The sequence below is a fragment of the Pseudomonas sp. 31-12 genome, assembly GCF_003151075.1.
GTDB lineage: Bacteria > Pseudomonadota > Gammaproteobacteria > Pseudomonadales > Pseudomonadaceae > Aquipseudomonas.
The window spans coordinates 5,580,512-5,599,159 of record NZ_CP029482.1 but is presented as its reverse complement, the minus strand read 5'-3'; the positions used below and the strand labels follow the sequence as shown (position 1 = coordinate 5,599,159).

14 protein-coding genes are annotated in these 18,648 nt (G+C 60.9%); 7 read left to right on the top strand and 7 right to left on the bottom strand.

All coding sequences use genetic code 11. From position 1 onward, the window contains the following. Positions 1–20: 20 nt before the first annotated feature. Both DJ564_RS26395 and DJ564_RS26390 read right to left on the bottom strand, forming a co-directional pair. On the bottom strand, positions 21–1,895 hold the full coding sequence (locus DJ564_RS26395; RefSeq protein ID WP_109634513.1) for a bifunctional diguanylate cyclase/phosphodiesterase: 1,875 nt from the start codon (positions 1,893–1,895) through the stop codon (positions 21–23). Beyond that, positions 1,892–4,195, bottom strand: coding sequence for an EAL domain-containing protein (locus DJ564_RS26390; RefSeq protein ID WP_109634511.1), 2,304 nt, complete (start codon positions 4,193–4,195; stop codon positions 1,892–1,894). The genes DJ564_RS26395 and DJ564_RS26390 overlap by 4 nt, the downstream gene beginning before the upstream one ends. Before the next feature lie 255 nt (positions 4,196–4,450). Between DJ564_RS26390 and DJ564_RS26385 the strand changes: the two genes are divergently transcribed. From DJ564_RS26385 to DJ564_RS26370, 4 genes are all read left to right on the top strand, one after another. After that, a complete protein-coding gene (locus tag DJ564_RS26385; RefSeq protein WP_109634510.1) occupies positions 4,451–5,830 on the top strand; it encodes an HD domain-containing phosphohydrolase in 1,380 nt (459 codons plus the stop codon). A 186-nt stretch (positions 5,831–6,016) separates the two neighbouring features. Further along, positions 6,017–6,451, top strand: a complete 435-nt coding sequence (locus DJ564_RS26380) for an NUDIX domain-containing protein (RefSeq protein ID WP_109634509.1) — start codon at positions 6,017–6,019, stop codon at positions 6,449–6,451. Between the two features lie 25 nt (positions 6,452–6,476). Further along, positions 6,477–7,115, top strand: coding sequence for a LysE family translocator (locus DJ564_RS26375; RefSeq protein WP_109634507.1), 639 nt, complete (start codon positions 6,477–6,479; stop codon positions 7,113–7,115). A 2-nt stretch (positions 7,116–7,117) separates the two neighbouring features. Then, positions 7,118–7,633: a GNAT family N-acetyltransferase gene (locus DJ564_RS26370; RefSeq protein WP_109634506.1), complete on the top strand. Its 516-nt coding sequence runs from the start codon at positions 7,118–7,120 to the stop codon at positions 7,631–7,633. 142 nt (positions 7,634–7,775) lie between these two features. On the opposite strand, the gene metR is transcribed toward DJ564_RS26370, so the two are convergent. Beyond that, entirely contained in the window at positions 7,776–8,693 is a 918-nt protein-coding gene (gene metR / locus DJ564_RS26365) for a transcriptional regulator MetR (protein WP_010457725.1), read from the bottom strand. 119 nt (positions 8,694–8,812) lie between these two features. Between metR and metE the strand changes: the two genes are divergently transcribed. Both metE and DJ564_RS26355 read left to right on the top strand, forming a co-directional pair. After that, positions 8,813–11,125 carry a 5-methyltetrahydropteroyltriglutamate--homocysteine S-methyltransferase gene (metE, locus tag DJ564_RS26360; protein ID WP_109634504.1) on the top strand — a complete coding sequence of 771 codons (2,313 nt, stop codon included), beginning with the start codon at positions 8,813–8,815 and terminating at the stop codon, positions 11,123–11,125. A 246-nt stretch (positions 11,126–11,371) separates the two neighbouring features. Next, positions 11,372–12,391, top strand: a complete 1,020-nt coding sequence (locus DJ564_RS26355; RefSeq protein WP_109634502.1) for an alpha/beta fold hydrolase — start codon at positions 11,372–11,374, stop codon at positions 12,389–12,391. Between the two features lie 225 nt (positions 12,392–12,616). Here the strand turns inward: DJ564_RS26355 and DJ564_RS26350 are convergent, their stop codons facing one another. Then, positions 12,617–12,976, bottom strand: coding sequence for a DUF6124 family protein (locus DJ564_RS26350; RefSeq protein ID WP_109634501.1), 360 nt, complete (start codon positions 12,974–12,976; stop codon positions 12,617–12,619). Positions 12,977–13,545: 569 nt separating this feature from the next. Between DJ564_RS26350 and DJ564_RS26345 the strand changes: the two genes are divergently transcribed. After that, positions 13,546–14,211, top strand: coding sequence for a DsbA family oxidoreductase (locus DJ564_RS26345; protein WP_109634499.1), 666 nt, complete (start codon positions 13,546–13,548; stop codon positions 14,209–14,211). Positions 14,212–14,370: 159 nt separating this feature from the next. Here the strand turns inward: DJ564_RS26345 and DJ564_RS26340 are convergent, their stop codons facing one another. Genes DJ564_RS26340 through DJ564_RS26330 form a run of 3 tightly spaced genes read right to left on the bottom strand, consistent with a single transcriptional unit; the run spans position 14,371 to position 18,645 of the window. Beyond that, on the bottom strand, positions 14,371–15,759 hold the full coding sequence (locus DJ564_RS26340) for a sigma-54 dependent transcriptional regulator (protein WP_109634498.1): 1,389 nt from the start codon (positions 15,757–15,759) through the stop codon (positions 14,371–14,373). Beyond that, positions 15,749–17,521: an ATP-binding protein gene (locus tag DJ564_RS26335; RefSeq protein WP_109634496.1), complete on the bottom strand. Its 1,773-nt coding sequence runs from the start codon at positions 17,519–17,521 to the stop codon at positions 15,749–15,751. Before DJ564_RS26335 ends, DJ564_RS26340 begins: the two co-directional genes overlap by 11 nt. Then, positions 17,518–18,645: a GNAT family N-acetyltransferase gene (locus tag DJ564_RS26330; protein ID WP_109634495.1), complete on the bottom strand. Its 1,128-nt coding sequence runs from the start codon at positions 18,643–18,645 to the stop codon at positions 17,518–17,520. The genes DJ564_RS26335 and DJ564_RS26330 overlap by 4 nt, the downstream gene beginning before the upstream one ends. Positions 18,646–18,648 lie beyond the last annotated feature (3 nt).

Here is an 18,648-nt window from a genome sequence, read left to right as displayed (position 1 = left end):
CGTGTGTCGCTGCATATCGATCATGTGGCTGCAGGGGGAGGGGGTTTCACCGACGTCAGATACTGTACGAAGTCATCCGGCGCCACGGCTTTGCTGAAGTAGTAACCCTGGCCTTCTTCGCACTGATGGGCCTTGAGGAAATTCAACTGTTCGAGGGTCTCCACCCCTTCGGCGATGATGGTCAGCTTGAGGCTCTTGCCCAGGCTGATGATGGCGCTGACCAGGGCCGCGTCGTTGATGTCACAGCTCAGGCCGCGAATGAACGACTGATCGATTTTCAGCACATCGATGGGAAAACGTCGCAGGTAACTCAGGCTGGAATACCCGGTGCCAAAGTCATCGATGGCCAGCCGCACGCCCATTGCCTTGATTCGGTTCAGGGCGGTGACGGTGGCATCGACGTTCTGCATCAGCACGCCTTCGGTGATTTCCAGTTCCAGCAATGACGGATCCAGACCGGTTTGTGCGAGGACCTGTTCAATGCCCTCTACAAAACTGCGCTGGCGAAAATCGATGGCCGACACATTCACCGACATACACAGCCTCGGCAGCCCCGCCGCCTGCCAGGCGCAGGCTTGCCGACAGGCTTGGGCCAGCACCCATTTGCTCAACGGTACGATCAGGCCACTGTCTTCGGCCACACCAATGAAGTCCGACGGGTAAACCCAGCCATGCCCCGGTTTCAGCCAGCGAATCAAGGCTTCTGCACCCACCACCTCACCGGTGCCCAGGTCGAGCTTGGGCTGGTAATGCAGGACAAATTCGTCGCGCTCCAGGGCCAGGCGAATACCCGACTCGATGGTCTGCTGGTCCCGGGCGCGCTGGTTCATTTCTTCAATGAAAAAGCGGAAGTCGTTGGGGCCGCTTTCCTTGACATTGCGCATCGCGGTCTCGGCTTTCTTGATCAATGCGATCGCATCGAAGCCGTCATCGGGGTAGATGCTGATGCCCAGGCTGGCGGTCACGCTCAGGTCATGGCCGGCGATGTGCTGGGTTGTGCCGATGGCGTTCAAGAGTTTTTCGGCGATGCCTTTGGTCTGCTGAGGATGGCGGATATCAGCGAGGATCACCACGAACTCATCAGAGCCGTAGCGAAACACCGAGTCGGATTCGCGCACCGTCGACACCAGGTTATGCCCGACCCGTTTGAGCATCTCGTCACCGGCCGGATGGCCCAGCGCATTGTTGATGCGCTTGAAGCGATCAAGGCCCAGAAACATCACCGCCAGTTGCTTGTCATGGCGGCGGGACAACGCCAGGGACTGGTTCAGCCGATCACCGAGCAACGTGCTGTTGGGCAACTCGGTCAAGACGTCGTATTGCAGCAGGTGAGACACCTTGAGCAGTTCGTGGACCCGCGCCTCGATGGTCTGCTCCAGGCTTTGCACTTTCGTCGCCGCGTCCTGCGTCATCTGCCATTTCCAGGTCAGGGCGCTGGCCATCTGGCGGATTTCCAGACTGTCGAAGGGTTTTTTCAACACCAGCAACTGGTCGCCAAACTCCAGCCGTTCAGCCATGTCTTCCCAGCTGTAATCCGAATAGGCGGTGCACAAGGCGATTTGCAGGTGTGGGTCGACCTTCCAGAGTCGTTCGATGGTTTCCAGCCCGTCCCAACCCGGCGGCATGCGCATGTCGGTGAACGCCATGGCGTAGGGGCGTCCTTCCGCCAGGGCGCGCATGACCAGTTCGAGGGCTTCCTGGCCCTGATAGGCGGAATCGAGTTCAAAGGTGAGCCGAGCCTGTTGTTGCACGCCGAACAGTGCCTCTTCTGTACCGGCGAGGGTCTGCTCGTCCTCGGTGTCGGGGCCGAGGATCTTTCGAAAGTCCCGATGGATCGAGGGCGTGTCGTCGATGATCAGGATGCGCCGGTTGGTCTGGACGAACGGAGTTTTCATTCCTGGTCCTCCGTGGCGTGCGGGTTGTCCAGGATCGGTCCGTGTTCGTCACTTGCGGGCACGATGCTGCCGGCTTTGAGCAACTGGGCGGCTTGTTGGCTGCTGACCGCCTTACTGAAAAAGTAACCCTGTGCGTTCATTGGCGAGCCTGTGGCCATCAGCGAACTGCGCTGTTCCTGGGTTTCGACACCTTCGGCGATGATTCCGATCCCTACCTCGCGAGCGAAGTTGATGATTGCGCGCAAGGTGTTGGCGCTCTCCGGGTCGCGGGCCGCGGTATCGATGAAGGCCTGGGCGAGTTTCAGGTGATTGACCTGGTACGTCTTGAGGTAATCGAACGAGGAGTATTCAGTGCCGAAGTCGTCGATGGCGATCTTTACTCCCAGCTCCCGCAGGCGCGGCAGCACGTCGTTGTGGGTCCATTTGGTCTGGGCCAGGGTCGCTTCGGTGACATCGAAGCGCAGGTCCCAGGCACACAGTTCCCAGCGCGCGGTGGTGCGCAGCACGTCATAGATCAGCTCGGGCCCGCTTTTGAGCTGGGCCAGGGACAGCTTGATGGCAATCACCGGCGGCGCCATGCCGTCGTCGCGCCACTGGCGCATTTGCTGGCAGGCGCGATCCAGCACCCAGTGACCGAGGGCGATGATGGCGCCGGTTTTTTCCGCAGCCGGCAGGAACGCCGGCGCTTCCAGCAAACCGCGCTCGGGGTGGTTCCAGCTGACCTGGGCTTCCATGCCGAGGATCTTGCCGCTGCTCAGGTCAACTTCCGGCCAGTAATTGAGTTCGAGTTCTCCGTGTTCAATGGCGGTTTTCAGATCGTTGGCGATGGTCATGCGCTCGACCACCTCCTGATTGATCTCCTCGGAGTGGAAGTGATACTGGTTGCGGCCCTTTTCCTTGGAGCGATAGAGCGCCATGTCGGCCTGGTTCAGCAGGCCGTCGGCGCTGGTGATGAGCGGCGAATAGCTGCTGATGCCGATGCTGACCGAGACGCGCACGTCATTGCCGGCCAGGGAGTAGGGGAGCACCAGCGCATCGCGGACCTTGCCGGCCAATGACGCAGACTGGGTCGGGTCGCTGACGTCCAGTTGCAAAATGGCGAACTCGTCGCCGCCGAGGCGGGCGACCACGTCGTTTTCGCGCACACAGGCTTTGATGCGCCGGGCCACTTCCTGCAGCAACAGGTCGCCCACCGGGTGGCCGAGGGTATCGTTGATCCGTTTGAAGTGATCGAGGTCCAGATAGAACATCGCGAACGGTGTCGCACCCCGACGCGCGGCGGCGAACGCCTGATGCAGGCGCTCGATCAAGGTGGCACGGTTGGCCAGCCCCGTCAGCCCGTCGGTGCGGGCCAGCAGGGCGATTTTCTCCTCGGCGACCTTGCGTTCCGTGACGTCGATAATGATCCCTTCGACTTCCAGCAGACGTCCTTCGTCGTCACGCACCGGGATATAGCGGTTTTCGACCCAGCGCCAGTCACCGTCGCCGGTGCGCATCCGGAACTCGATGGAAGCGCCTAAAGCGTGGCGATCCAGCACCCGGGCCATGGCCGTGTCGACTTTCGATTGGTCGTCGGGATGAATCAACTCCCGGGCCCAGTTGGCCGAGGCGACCAGATTCGCCGCAACGTGACCGTACTTGGTGATGTTGTGGGAGATGTACATCAGCGGGAATGACGGTTCGCCCCGCAGGCGATAGAGAATGGTCGGGCTGTTCTGCACGATGATGTTGGCGTCAGAGAGCTCCCGGGTGCGCTCTTCGACGGCCTGTTCCAGCAATGACATCTTCAGCTCGGCGTCTTCGGTCATCTGCCATTTGGCGGTCAATGCGCTGGCCAGCTGGCGGATTTCAATGGCATCGAAGGGTTTTTTCAGGATCAGCAGGCGATCGCCCAGTTCGAGGCGTTCATCGATGTCTTCCCAGGAATAGTCGGAATAGGCGGTGCACAACGCCACTTGCAGCTTGGGATCGACCTGCCACAGCCGTTCGATGGTTTCCAGACCGTCCCAGCCCGGCGGCATGCGCATGTCGATAAAGGCCATCGCGTAGGGCAGGTCGTTGGCCAACGCTCGCTCGACCTTGTTCAGTGCTTCAAGGCCCTGAAAGGCCGAATCGAGCATGAAACTTTGCAGTGTGGCCGTCGCTTGCATCCCGAACAGGGCTTTTTCGGCGCTGATCAGCTCGTCGTCTTCGCTCGATGGCGGGCTGAGGATCTTGATGAAATCCGCATGAATGGAAGCGGTGTCGTCGACGATAAGAATCCGACGGTTGGTGCGCGCGAGCAGCGTATTCATAGGCATACGCCGGGAGCGATGGCAGTGTGGAGCGGTGTGCTCATAGGGGCATCCTTTCCCTGATCACGTGGCGAAGCATCTTTAATGGATCCGAGTGAACAGAGCATAGTCGCCCGTGCGGTACTTCGCCCGTCGACTGAAACGAATCATTTCCAGGGGCCTGGCTGGAAATCATCTAGCCTGTAGCTCAGGCAAGGCCAGAAACGGAATGTTCTGGCTGATGACTGACGCAACAACGCCCGTTTCGCTTGAGGTAATGCCATGGAAGAGCAACTCCCCACGACTGTCACCTGGAAACCCACGATTCTGCTGGTCGACGATGAGGAGTCGATTCTCAATAGTCTGCGCCGGCTCTTGCGCGGCCAGCCCTACGAAGTACTGCTGGCCACCAGCGGGGCTCAGGCCCTGGACATCATGGCGAAACAGCCCGTCGAACTGGTGATGAGCGATGCGCGCATGCCCAATATGGACGGCGCCACGCTGCTGGCGCACATTCACCAGCGCCATCCCCACACGCTGCGTATTCTGCTGACCGGTTATGCCGACCTGACGATGATCGTCAAAGCGATCAACGAGGGGCAGATAGATCGTTACATCAGCAAACCCTGGCACGATGAGGAATTGCTGCTGACCTTGCGCCAATCCCTCGCCTACCAGCATTCCGAGCGCGAGCGCTTACGCCTGGTGCAGGAGACGTGGGACCGCAACGAAGAATTGAAGCTGCTCAACGCGACCCTGGAAAAACACGTCGCTTCCCGCACTGCGGAGCTGCAGCAGACCGCCGACATGCTCGACCTGGCCTACGAAGAGCTCAAACACAGCTATGTCACCGGCACCGAGGTGTTTTCGCTGTTGGCCAACCTGCGTTTGCCGCCGGCCAAGCAGACGAACCGGCAAATCATCGAACTGGTGCGGGTGTACTGCAAACGCCATGGCCTGGACGAGGGCAGCGCCCGCGACCTGACCATGGCCGCGGCGCTCTACAACATCGGCAAGCTGAGCTGGACCGACAGCATGATGACCGCGCCTGCGGATCTGCTGCACCACAGCGATCGGGAACGCTATCGCGGTTATCCGAAGCAGAGCGAATCGCTGCTGATGACCCTCGATCCGATGAAAGACGCCGCGCGCCTGATTCTTCACCATCAGGAACGCTGGGATGGCACCGGTTTCCCCGACCGGCTCAAGGGCGAGGCGATTCCGCTCGGGTCGCGGTGGCTGAAACTGGCGGTGGATTTCATCGAGTTGCAACGCGGGCTGATCCTTGAACGGCAGATGAACAGCGATGAAGCCTTGGTCTATATCCGCCAGTATGCCGGTCGTCTATACGATCCTGATCTGGTCGAGGACTTCATCAAGGTTTGCGCTGCGTACTTGAGCGATGTGTCGCTGGCCGATCCGACGGTCAAGGTAATGAGCACCCGTGACCTGGCGGCCGGGATGATTCTGGCGCGCAACCTCAATGCCGATAACGGCATGCTGCTGCTCAATGCGGGCAAGGTACTGAGCGGGCCGCTGGTGGAGAAGCTGATCGCGTTCGAGGCGATGGAAGGGGCGAAATACAGTGTTTTTGTGAAAGTGCCGGAGGAAGTGGAAGCCGCAATTCTCGAAGCGCCACTGGTGGTTCAGGCTCAGCCCTGAACCCTGTGGGAGCGAGCCTGCTCGCGATGACGGACTGACTTCACCATTGATGTCGACTGAAAGATCGCTATCGCGAGCAGGCTCGCTCCCACAAGGGCTCAGCGTCCGGTCGGGATTTTTCGGGGTGACGCAGAGCCCGCACCCATGTGATCCTTTGCGCCTTTCACCCAAGGCCTCTTCAGATCCATGACCCTTTCCACCGCCACGTCCCCCCGCATCATCCACATCGCCGCCGCCCTGCTGATCGGCCCCGACGGTCGCACGCTGCTGGTCCGCAAGCGCGGCACCGAAGCCTTCATGCAGCCCGGCGGCAAGATCGAGGCCCACGAGCAACCGGTTCACGCCCTGGCCCGTGAACTGGAAGAAGAGCTCGGGCTGGTCATCGACCCTGCGCACGCCACCTACTTGGGGCCTTTTTCGGCACCGGCCGCCAATGAGCCGGGTTTTGTCGTACAGGCTGAACTCTTTCTGCTGACAATTGATTCAGACGTATCGCCTGCGGCGGAGATCGAAGAGGTGCGCTGGATCGACCCGGCCACCGACGGCCATCTCACGCTGGCGCCATTGACACGGGACCTGATCCTGCCGTTTTATCGAGCTTCGCTGACTGCCACCGTCTGATCATCCACGGACCAGGATTGCCCCCATGATCCCGCTTCAAGACTTGCTGATTTTCGCCGCTGCCGCGTTGCTGATGGTGCTGACGCCGGGGCCGAACATGATCTACCTGATCTCCCGCTCGATCTGCCAGGGGCGCAAGGCCGGCGTGACGTCGTTGCTCGGCGTGGTCGCGGGGTTTTTCGTGCACCTGTTCGCCGCCGCGGCCGGTTTGACTGCGGTGTTCCTGGCCGTGCCGTTAGCCTACGAAGTGCTGAAATGGGCCGGCGCGCTGTACTTGCTGTGGCTGGCCTGGCAAGCGGTCAAACCCGGCGCGCGTTCACCGTTTGAAGCGCAGCAGTTGCCGCCGGATTCGTCGCGCAAACTGATCACCATGGGTTTTTTGACCAGTGCCCTGAACCCGAAGATTGCGGTGTTTTACCTGTCGGTGTTTCCGCAATTCATCACCCCTGAGCATGGCTCGGTGTTCACCCAAAGCATCGTGCTCGGCCTGACCCAGATCAGCGTCAGCTTCTGCGTCAATCTGCTGATCGCGATATTCGCAGCCGGCATCGCGTCGTGGTTCGTCAACAACCCGACCTGGTTGTCGGTGCAGCGCTATTTCATGGGCTTTGTTCTGTCAGCGCTGGCGGTGCGGCTGATGCTTGAGCAACGTCGGACGGCTTGACCATGTGGATTGAACGACTGGATGCCAGCCATGCCCTGGACTATCGGGCGCTGATGCTCGAAGCCTACGACCTGCATCCGCAGGCCTTCACCTCAAGTGTGCGCGAGCGCGCGGCGATGCCGTTGAGTTGGTGGGAATCGCGCCTGACCAGCAAACTGGATGTGCTGTTCGGGGCGTTCGAGGAGGGCAAGTTGGCGGGCATCGTCGGCCTGGCCTTCGAACCCCGGGAAAAGGCCCGACACAAGGCAACGCTGTTTGGCATGTACGTGTCCGGCAAGGTCCGGCAGCGCGGGTTGGGTCAGCAACTGGTGCAGGCCGCGCTGGCCGAAGCGCAGAACCATAAGGGCCTGCGATTGATCCAGCTGACCGTCACCGCTGGCAACGAGGCCGCGTTCAACCTGTACAAGCGCTGCGGCTTTGTACAGTACGGCCTCGAACCCATGGCAGTACGCGTCGGCGAAGACTACTTCGACAAAATCCACATGTGGCGCGAACTCTCCTCGGACTCTGAGGAGTAACGGCTTCTGTGGCGAGGGGACTTGTCCCCGTTGGAGTGCGAAGCGCTCCCCGGCATTCTTTCAGGCAAACCTTGTTCGCAGGTTTTAGGGCCGCTTCGCAGCCCAACGGGGACAAGTCCCCTCGCCACAGGGACCGTGTCGGCTAGCGGACGGCGCTGACCCCGTCCAGTGTCGAGAACGATGTGTCCTTGGCCGTCAGCAAGAAATCGCGCATGTACGGCGCATCCAGCATGTCCGCGCGGATCCCCGCATACAGCGTCGCAAACAGTCCTTTCTCGCCGAGCCGCTTGGCCTTCACGTAACCCCGTGAGCTGTATTCATGCAGCGCCCAATGGGGCATGCCGCACACGCCGCGTCCGCTGGCCACCAGTTGCATCATCATCACGGTCAACTCTGAGGTGCGGACCTGGGCCGGTTCGATGTCGGCCGGTTCGAGGAAGCGGGTGAAAATGTCCAGCCGATCGCGTTCAACCGGGTAGGTGATCAGCGTTTCCGTGAGCAAATCTTCCGGAACGATGTAGGCCTTGTTCGCCAGACGGTGCTGATTGGCCACCGCGAGCATCGCTTCATAGGTGAACAACGGCACGTAAGTGATCCCCGCCAGTTCCAGCGGATCCGAGGTCACCACCAAGTCCAGATCGCCACGGGCCAGGGCCGGCAGCGGGGCGAAGGAGAAGCCCGAGGCCAGGTCCAGCTCGACTTCCGGCCAGGCGTCACGGAACTGATCGATGGTGGGCATCAGCCACTGGAAGCAGCTGTGGCACTCGATCGCCATGTGCAAACGGCCCGCCGTGCCGCCGGCCAAGCGCGCGATATCACGCTCGGCACCGCGCAGCAGCGGCAGGGTCGCGTCAGCCAGTTGCAGCAGGCGCAGACCGGCGCTGGTGAAACGCACCGGTTTGGTCTTGCGCACGAACAGCGGCATGCCCATGCGCTCCTCCAGTTCCTTGAACTGGTGGGACAGGGCCGACTGGGTCAGGTGCAGGCGGTCGGCGGCATCGACCAGGCTGTCGGCTTCGCGCAAGGCGTGCAGGGTCTTCAGGTGACGGATTTCAAGCACCGGGGGCTCCATGAGGAAAACTTGTGATCAACACGAAAAGGTTGAGTTTGTCTCATGTTGGGTTGGCTGTCGACAATAGCGCCATGTTTTACAGCCTCTTTTACAGGAAGAAACTCACCATGGCTCTGGCACACACACTTGGTTTCCCACGCATCGGCGCAGACCGCGAACTGAAAAAAGCCCTCGAATCCTACTGGAAGGGTGACCTCGATCAGGACGCGCTGAAAAGCGTCGGCCGCCAGTTGCGCGCCACCCACTGGCAGTTGCAGAAAGACGCCGGCATCGACCTGCTGCCCGTCGGTGACTTCGCCTGGTACGACCAGGTGCTGACCCATTCCCTGACCTTCGGTGTGATCCCTGAGCGTTTCGACAGCGCCAAGGATGCACGCGGCCTGCCGACCCTCGACACCCTGTTCGCCATGGCCCGTGGCGCCACGACTGCCTGCTGCGGCGGTGAACACAGCAAAGCGCAATACGCCCAGGAGCTGACCAAGTGGTTCGACACCAACTACCACTACCTGGTCCCGGAATTCAGCGCTGACCAACAATTCAAACTGAGCTGGGAACAGCTGTTCGACGAAGTCGACGAAGCCAAGGCCTTGGGCCACAACGTCAAACCGGTGATCATCGGCCCGCTGACTTACCTGTGGCTGGGCAAAGCCAAAGGCAACGACTTCGACAAGCTCGACCTGCTCGAACGCCTGCTGCCGATCTACGGCGAAATCCTCGGCCGCCTCGCCGCTCAAGGCGTGGAATGGGTGCAGATCGACGAACCGATCCTGACCCTCGACCTGCCGCAAGCCTGGAAAAACGCCTTCGAACGCGCTTATCACATCCTTCAATATTCGCCGCTGAAAAAACTCGTGGCGACCTACTTCAGCGGTCTGGAAGACAACCTCGGCCTGGCGGTCGGCCTGCCGGTGCAAGGCCTGCACATCGACGCGGTGCGCGCGCCGGATCAACTCGGCCAGGTGTTGGATCGCCTGCCGACCTACAAGATTCTCTCGGTAGGCCTGGTCAACGGTCGCAACGTCTGGCGCTGCGAACTGGAGCAAGTCCTCGCGCAACTGCAACCGGCGCAAGAGCGCTTTGGTGACAACCTGTGGGTCAGCAGTTCCTGCTCGCTGCTGCACAGCCCGGTGGACCTGGAGCGTGAAGACAAACTCGACCCGGAGCTAAAAAGCTGGCTGGCGTTTGCCGTGCAGAAGTGCGGTGAAATCGCCGTGCTGCGCGATGCCCTCAACGATCCGCAATCGTCCAAGGTGCAGGCTGTCCTCGCCGAAAGTCGTGCGATTCAGGTCAGCCGTGCCGAGTCTCCGCGTATCCACAAAGCCGAAGTGCAGGCACGGATAAACGCTATCAGTGACAAAGACAGCCAACGCCACTCGCCATTTGCCAAACGCATCGCGCAGCAACAGGCGCGCTTGAAACTGCCGCCATTCCCGACCACCACCATCGGCTCGTTCCCGCAGACCGGGTCGATTCGTCTGGCGCGCCAGGCGTTCAAGCAAGGCAAGCTGTCGGCCAACGATTACACCGACGCCATGCACAGCGAAATCCGCCATGCCGTGCAAGTCCAGGAACGCCTGGGCCTGGACGTGCTGGTGCACGGTGAAGCCGAACGCAACGACATGGTCGAATACTTCGCCGAGCAACTGGACGGCTACTTGTTCACCCGTTTCGGCTGGGTGCAGAGCTACGGTTCGCGCTGCGTCAAACCGGCGATCATCTATGGCGATCTCAGCCGTCCGAACGCCATGACGGTCGACTGGATCACCTACGCGCAAAGCCTGACCGACAAGGTCATGAAAGGCATGCTCACCGGTCCCGTGACCATGCTGATGTGGTCGTTCCCGCGCGAAGACGTCTCGCGCAAAATCCAGGCGCAGCAGCTGGCGTTGGCCCTGCGTGACGAAGTGGTCGACCTGGAAGCCGCCGGCATCAAGATCGTGCAGATCGACGAAGCCGCATTCCGCGAAGGCTTGCCGCTGCGCCGGGCACAATGGCAGGAATATCTGGACTGGGCGGTGGAAGCCTTCCGCTTGAGCGCCTCCGGCGTGCGGGATGAAACCCAGATCCATACCCACATGTGCTACAGCGAATTCAACGACGTGATCGAGTCCATCGCGGCGATGGACGCCGACGTGATCACCATAGAAACCTCGCGTTCGGACATGGAATTGCTGGAAGCTTTTGAAGCGTTCGACTACCCGAACGACATCGGGCCAGGGGTTTATGACATCCACTCGCCACGGGTGCCGGACACGGCGGAGATGGTCAAGTTGATGAGCAAAGCGGTGAAGCGCATTCCGGCGGAGCGGTTGTGGGTGAACCCGGATTGCGGGCTGAAGACCCGGGCGTGGCCGGAGACTGAGGCGGCGCTGGTGAACATGGTGGCGGCGGCAAGGCAGTTGCGGAGTCAGTTGGCCTAAAGTCCTGCGACGCCTGCACTGGCGCCTTCGCGAGCAAGCCCGCTCCCACAGTGGATTTATGTCGATCACAGACATTGTGTACGGCATCAATCCTGTGGGAGCGGGCTTGCTCGCGAAGCAGGCGACTCGGTCTTCGATATGACCGCTCGGCAATCTTCATCAAACTGTCACGTAACTGTGGCAGCGCGCTTGATCAAACTTCATCAGACTCGCGCTCTACTGGGGTTCTGCGTTTCGGTGTTTTTCATGCGTGCATTCATTTTTCTGGCCTTGCTGGTGTTTGGCCTGCCGTCTTTGGCGGCGTCTCGTTGCGATGTCAACGTTCCAACTGAACAGGCCGATCTGGCGCAGGTGAGCCTGGCGTACCAGAGCATCGGCCGTGCGTCCGACCCGGCGTTGCTGCTGGTGATGGGCCTGGGCGGGCAGTTGATTCACTGGCCGGACGAGGTGGTGGTCGCGTTGTGTCAGCAGGGCTTCAGGGTGATCCGTTATGACAATCGCGATGTCGGCCTCTCCAAGTGGCGCCAAGCGCCTGCCGACGCCAACCTGACGTTCGAAGTGCTGCGCTACAAACTCGGTTTGCCGGTGGCGGCGCCGTACACCCTGACCGACATGGCGGACGATGCCTTTGGCCTGATGGATGCGCTGAAGGTCGAGCAATTTCACGTGTTGGGCGCGAGCATGGGCGGGATGATTGCCCAGCACATGGCGGCGATGGCGCCGCAGCGGGTCGAGAGCCTGACCCTGATCATGACCAGTTCCGGGGCCGAAGGCTTGCCGGCGCCGAGTGCGGCGTTGGTGCAGTTGTTGTCGCGGCGGAGCGCGCCAAATCGCGAAGTGGCGCTGGAGCAACAGGCGGATTTACTGGCGGCGTTGGGCAGCCCGACTGTCAGTGATGATCGGCAGGCGTTGCTGCATCAGGCGGCGCTGTCTTATGACCGGGCGTTCAACCCGGAAGGTGTGAAGCGCCAGATCATGGCGATCCTCGCCGAGCGCAGCCGCGTGGCACTGCTTAATCAACTGCGCGTACCGACGCTGGTGGTCCACGGCACGGCCGATCCGTTGTTGCCGGTGATGCATGGCGTGCACCTGGCGGCGCATATCCGTGGCAGTCAGTTGAAGCTGATTCCGGGACTGGCGCATCGGTTCCAGGAAGCGTTCAAGGCGCCGTTGCTGGCGGCGGTGTTGCCGTATTTGCAGGCTCACCGTGAAGACAGATCGCATTGGGCGCAGATTGATCCGGTGCCAACCCCGAATCTCCTGTAATCCCCAAATCCAACCTGTGAAACAAAATCCTGTGGTGAGGCAATGCTGTTCACTTAAGACAATCTCCAGTCGAGCAGGAACCTGTGGCGAGGGGATTTATCCCCGTTCGGCTGCGAAGCAGTCGTAAATCCAGACAACTCGGTCTGTCTGAACGGACGCGGGGGCGGCTTCGCCACCCAACGGGGATAAATCCCCTCACCACAAAGGCTCCCTTGCCTCAGTTGGTTATGTCGATGGAACGAGGTTATCCAGCATCCGGTTCACCGCCAGTTCACCCAGCATGACGGACTGCTGAATGCCCAGCACGGTGTTGCGCTGCGGGCCTTCCAGCAACCCGGCGAAATCACTCAGCATCACACTCGCCGAGGCCAGGGATTCGCAGGCGTTGGCCAGCAGGGTTTCGTGATCGATGTCGGGGGCGATGGTGTAAATGGTGCTGGGGCGGCGCGGGGTGTCTTTGGGGATGACCGGTTTGAGGTAGAAATCGAGGGCGCGGTCGGCGGCTTCGTTGAGTTTTTTGGAGTCTGGGGTTTCGTAGGGGGAGACGTCGTCGGTTTCTGGTGGGTTCGGAGTAAGTTTGAACATAAGTAAATCCTCAGGTTGAGCCGCATTCATCTCGCTACTAAACGAAGAGGGAGGCAGCTGTGCGCAAGTTAGTAGACCGGGAGGATTCAAAACCGGCGCGCCCGAGGGCGCCAAGCGCACAGCCGCCATCGAATGCAGGCACAAACCTGACTGAATGACACTTGTGCAGCCGTTAGAACCTGCCCGGGCTACTAAACCCGATCACTGGGAATCAGTGATGCGAATCAAGTTACCGATGGCCTCCAAAGCGCACAAGCCAGCGGATTCTGACGTTGTTGTAGGCGACGGCGCAAGGCGCTGTAGCTTTCAGGAAGTAACCTTAAACAGAACTAAACACACTCCCCAAAACACCCCAAAACCCTGTGGGAGCGGGCTTGCCCGCGATGGTGGCGTATCAGTCGCTATCTACTTTTCTGATACACCGCTATCGCGGGCAAGCCCGCTCCCACAGGGATAGTGGAATGGCTGCTAACTCTGTTCCACAGGGATCAGGGGAATGGCTGCCACCTCGGCCCTGTCAGGTGTATCGTTCAAACTTTCCGGCGCGACCCAAGCCTGCGAGGTGAATGATGAGTACCCCTTTGAAAATCGATTTCGTCAGCGATGTGTCCTGTCCGTGGTGCGTGGTCGGCCTGTATGGCCTGACCCGGGCGCTGGAGGTGCTGCGTGATGAGGTCCAGGCCGAGATCCGTTTCCAGCCGTTCGAACTGAACCCGAAGATGGGGCCGGAAGGGCAGAACATCACCGAACACATCACCGAAAAGTACGGCTCGACCCCAGAGCAATCGCAGAAGAACCGCGAGATGATCCGCGCCCGTGGCGCCGAGGTCGGGTTTGCGTTTCGCACCGATGGCAACAGCCGCATCTACAACACCTTTGATGCGCATCGGTTGCTGTTTTGGGCGGGCCTGGAAGGGTTGCAGTTCAATCTGAAAGAGGCGCTGTTCAAGGCGTATTTCACCGATGGCGGCAATCCATCTGATCACGGTCAGTTGGCGCAGATTACAGAAAGCGTGGGGCTGAATCGACAGCGGGCCGAGGCGATTCTGGCGTCCGATGAGTTTGCCAAAGAGGTGCTCGAAGAAGAGCAGTTGTGGCTGTCGCGCGGAGTGAGTTCGGTGCCGACGGTGGTGTTTAACGGGCAGTATGCGGTGAGTGGCGGGCAGCCGGTCGAGACCTTTGTCGGGGCGATTCGGCAGATCATGAGCGAATCAAAAGGCGGGACTGTTAGCTAATTGCCGGGAATGCTTCTGTGGCGAGGGAGCTTGCTCCCGCTGGGCTGCGAAGCGGCCCCAATGTCAGCACCGTTGTAGCCAGGCAGACTGCATTCGCTGGATTTACGACTGCTGCGCAGCCGAGCGGGAGCAAGCTCCCTCGCCACAGGGGGGGGGCGGTTACCTGACGATTTTGTCGACGTGGATGCCCAGTTTCTTCAGTCGATACCAGAAGCTGCGTTCGGAGATTCCGATCAATTGCGCCGCCGCAGCCTGCACGCCATTGCTCTGCGCCAGGGCGGCCAGAATGTAAGCCTTCTCGACCTCGGCCAACGCCGCTTCCAGATCCGCCGGCACGCTGCCTTCAGTGATCACGGCGCCACTGCTACCGGAACTTGAAGCAAACAAATACGCCGGCAAATCTTCCTCTTCAATCACCGCCCCCGACGCCACAATCGTCGCGCGCTCCACGCAGTTCTGCAGCTCGCGAATATTCCCCGGCCACGAATAATTGGCCATCGCCTGCAAGGCTTCCGGGCTGAATCCGGTAAAGCGCTTGCCCGCTGTGGCGCCGAGGGTGTGTGCGAAGTGCCGGGCCAGCGGCGCGATGTCTTCCCCCCGTTCGCGCAGGGCCGGCAGCGGAATCGGGAACACGTTGAGGCGGTAGTAAAGGTCCTCGCGAAATTCTTTGTTGGCCACCGCGTCCAGCAGGTTCTTGTTGGTCGCGGCAATCACCCGCACATCGACCTTGCGCTCGCGTGGATCGCCCACCGGCTCGATCACCCGTTCCTGCAAGGCCCGGAGGATTTTCGCCTGCAGGGCCAGCGGCATTTCACCGATTTCATCGAGGAACAGCGTGCCCTTGTCGGCCTGCATGAAGCGCCCGACGCGATCCGCCACGGCGCCGGTAAACGCGCCTTTGCGGTGACCAAACATTTCGCTTTCCAGCAGGCCTTCCGGGATCGCCGCACAGTTCACCGCCACAAACGGTTTGTCCGCGCGGTTGCCGTGTTTGTGGATCGCCCGAGCGACCATTTCCTTGCCGGTGCCGCTTTCGCCGGTCAGCAGAATCGTCGCGTTGCTTTCGCGCACGGAATCGATCGCGTGCAGCACCCGACGGAAGCTCGGGCTGTCGCCGATCAGGCTGTCGATCTGCTGGTGCTCATCAAGCTCGGCGCGCATGCGCTGGTTGTCTTTGAGGATGTCGCGAAATTGCAGGGCCTTGCTGACGGTGATGTCCAGTTCGTCGATGTCGAACGGCTTGGCGATGTAGTCGAAGGCGCCGTTGCGCATCGACTGCACGGCGTTTTTCACGGTGCTGTAGGCGGTCATCACGATGACGGGTAGCTGCGGAAAGCGCGTTTTGATTTCCGCCAGCAGTTGCGGGCCGTCCATGCCGGGCATGCGCCAGTCGCTGATCACCAGGTCGATGTCCTCGCACTCCAGCACCTTGAGCGCGTGCAGGCCATTGCCGGCGGTGAACACCTGAATGCCGTTCTGACCCAGGGCCGATGCCAGCAAATCGCAGAGTTTGGGCTCGTCGTCGACCACCAGTACGTTATGTGTCATCGCTGCCCTCTTCGAAGTCTTCACCGTTGGCCGGAATGTACAGCGTGAAGGTGGTCCCGGCATCTTTTTCACTGACGCATTCGATGCGCCCGTCATGACTTTCCATGATCGAGAAGACCTTGGCCAGACCCAGCCCGGTGCCTGAAGCTTTGGTGGTGACGAACGGCGTGAAGATCCGTTCGAGCATGTCCGGTTCGATGCCTTGGCCGGTGTCGCAGACGCTGATCACGGTGTAGTGCTCGTCGCTGCTGATGCCGACCGTGAGCCGCCCGCCGTCGGGCATGGCGTCGATGGCGTTGACGATCAGGTTCAGGCCGGCCTGCTTGAGTTGCCGCGCATCAGCGTGAAGGGTCGCGCCGGGGGCCTGATCGTCGATCCGTACATCGATGTTGTGGCTGGCCAGTTCCGGGGCGCAGAAGCCGATCAATTCATCCACCAACGGCCGCGCTGCCTGGGTCGAACGCATCGGTGCGCTGGGCTTGGCGAAGTCGAGGAAATCGGTGATCAGGTCGTTGATGCGGCTGACTTCACTGACCACGTATTCCAGATGACGCTTGTCGGTCTCGGGCAAATCGGCGCGCCGATGCAGCAGTTGTGTGGCAGTCTTGATGATGCCCAGCGGGTTGCGGATTTCATGGGCCAGGCCCATGGCGACTTCGCCCAACGCATGCAAACGGTCGCGGCGACGCAGCTGCGATTCCAGGTGCTGCAACTCGGCAAGGCGTTCGCTCATGTGGTTGAACGTGCTGCTCAGTTCCGCCAGTTCATCGCCGCCCGTGACCGCCAGGCGCTGGCGATAATCTCCGGCAATCACCGCTTGCACGCCTTTGGACAAGCCGCGCAAGGGCTTGGTCAGGCGTTGCGAGACAATCCAGCCGACCGCCAGGGACGCTGCCGAGCTGAGCAGGAAAATCAGGATGAACAGGTTGCTCTGGTTCACCAGCCCGACCAGGCTGGTGTGGCGCAGCAGTCCGCTGAAAATCACGCCTTGCAGCTCGCCGCTTTCGTTGAGGATCGGCCGGTAAATGCCGCTGTAGCGATTGGTGAATTGTTCGATCGGCTGTTTGGTGTTGCGCAGAATCTGCTCGATTTTCTCCGGTACGGCGGCCGGGTGATCTTCGAAGCGCTGGGTGGAGAAGATCTCCGAGAAGTCATCGGCCTTGGCCAGGTACAGCCGCAGATCGAGGGAGTGCACGTCGGCGACGCTGGTGAGGAAACTGCTGTCCAGGTAGGTGGCGATGACCAGTTTGTAATCGACGCCGTCCTGATCGGTCTCAAAGGTCGACACAACGGTGCCGGTAGGGACACCGCCGACGTGCAGCGTTTGCAACACCGCTTTGGGCTCGGTGCTGATCTGCCGGACGATGTCATCGGCGGCGGTGCTGAACACCACTTTGTGATCGCTGTCGCGCACCAGTGCCACGACGTCGATGCCCATGGAGTCGGCGATGTCGGTGGTCAATTTGTCGTGTTTGCTCGACAACCGATCCGTGGGCGGGCGCGTATAACGCAGGAACAACTGCGCGGCTCGGGCGTTATCCCGCAGGATTTCGCTGATCTCGTCCTCGACAATCTGGGTCGATTCCTGCAGCCAGATCCGCACGTTGCTGTCGAAAATCTGCGACAGGGTGGTGGCCGCCAGTTCCGCGGCGATCATGGTCGGGATCACGCTGACCAGCCAGAACGCCAGCACCAGTTTGCGCTGCAGGCTCCAGCCGGAGAGGGCGAAAGGTCGGGCGGTGGCGCGTGGGTCTTTGATCATTGTGCTTCGCTTATCGCAGCAGCCATGGCGGAATCGGAACGGTCCGGTCGAATGAACATTTTCACCAGTCGCAACAAACCGTCGAGCACTCGGTTGCGGTGGCGGAAAAACACGGTGTTGCCGCTAAACGAGCAACCCAGGCGCAGCTTACTGGCATAGCCGGCCTGACCGCACGCGTAGATCGGGATGCCGTGTTCAATACAGTAGTCGACATTGGCCAGCCAGCTGCGCACGTACAGGTTGTGATCGCGGGTTTTCGCCAGGTCGTGGGCGAAGAATTTATCGACCAGGCGTTGCTCGTCGAGCAACACCAGGTTGAACGCTACCAGCTCTTCGCCGACCCAATAGAGCACGCACGCGGCGCGCTCATCGAGGTGTTCGAGGACCTGGCGGAAGTAGGCCGGCGGCAGGCGTTCGAAGGTCAGGTCGCTGCGTGAAAGGGTGGCTTCGTACAGCGCCATCATTCGCGGGAGCAGGTCTTCGACTGAGCGCCGCCATTCGATGCGCGGACCATGCCCGCGCAACGTGCGGCGCAGGTCTTTGCGAGTGGATTTGCCGAGCGTGCCGAGGTACGCGTCCACCGAGCCAAAACGGATCGGCAGTTCGGCGCTGGGCAGGCCTGGCATGCTTTGCAGACCGGCTGCCTGGCACACCTGCAACCACTGCGGATCCCGGTGGGACGCGTCCTTGACCGCCAGCAGACCGATGCCGGCTTGATCGGCGTCGTTGCGCGCCAGGATTAACAATTGCTCAAGCAAGGCCGGACGCCGGGCGGGGTCGATCTGGCGTGTGGTCCCGACATGGCATTGCTCGGCCACCGGCGAACCGACGGCGTACAGGTGCACGTCCAACAGCCCCGGCCACCAGCGGCGCAACTGTTCGGTGACGCGTTTGCCCGAACCTTGAACCGTGGTGTCCAGCGAATACGCGGTGGTGAACGCCACCGCCGCTGCGACCAACACCTCGTCTTCGTACAGCGCCAGATAACGCCACTGGAAATCCGCAATGCCCGCCTGTTCAACGGCCCGGTAATAATCCCAGTCCTCCAGTTCACCGGGGAAACAGTCATTCCAGGCACTGCGGTCGATGGCTTCGATGGTTGAAAAGGCAAGGGCAGTGATCACATC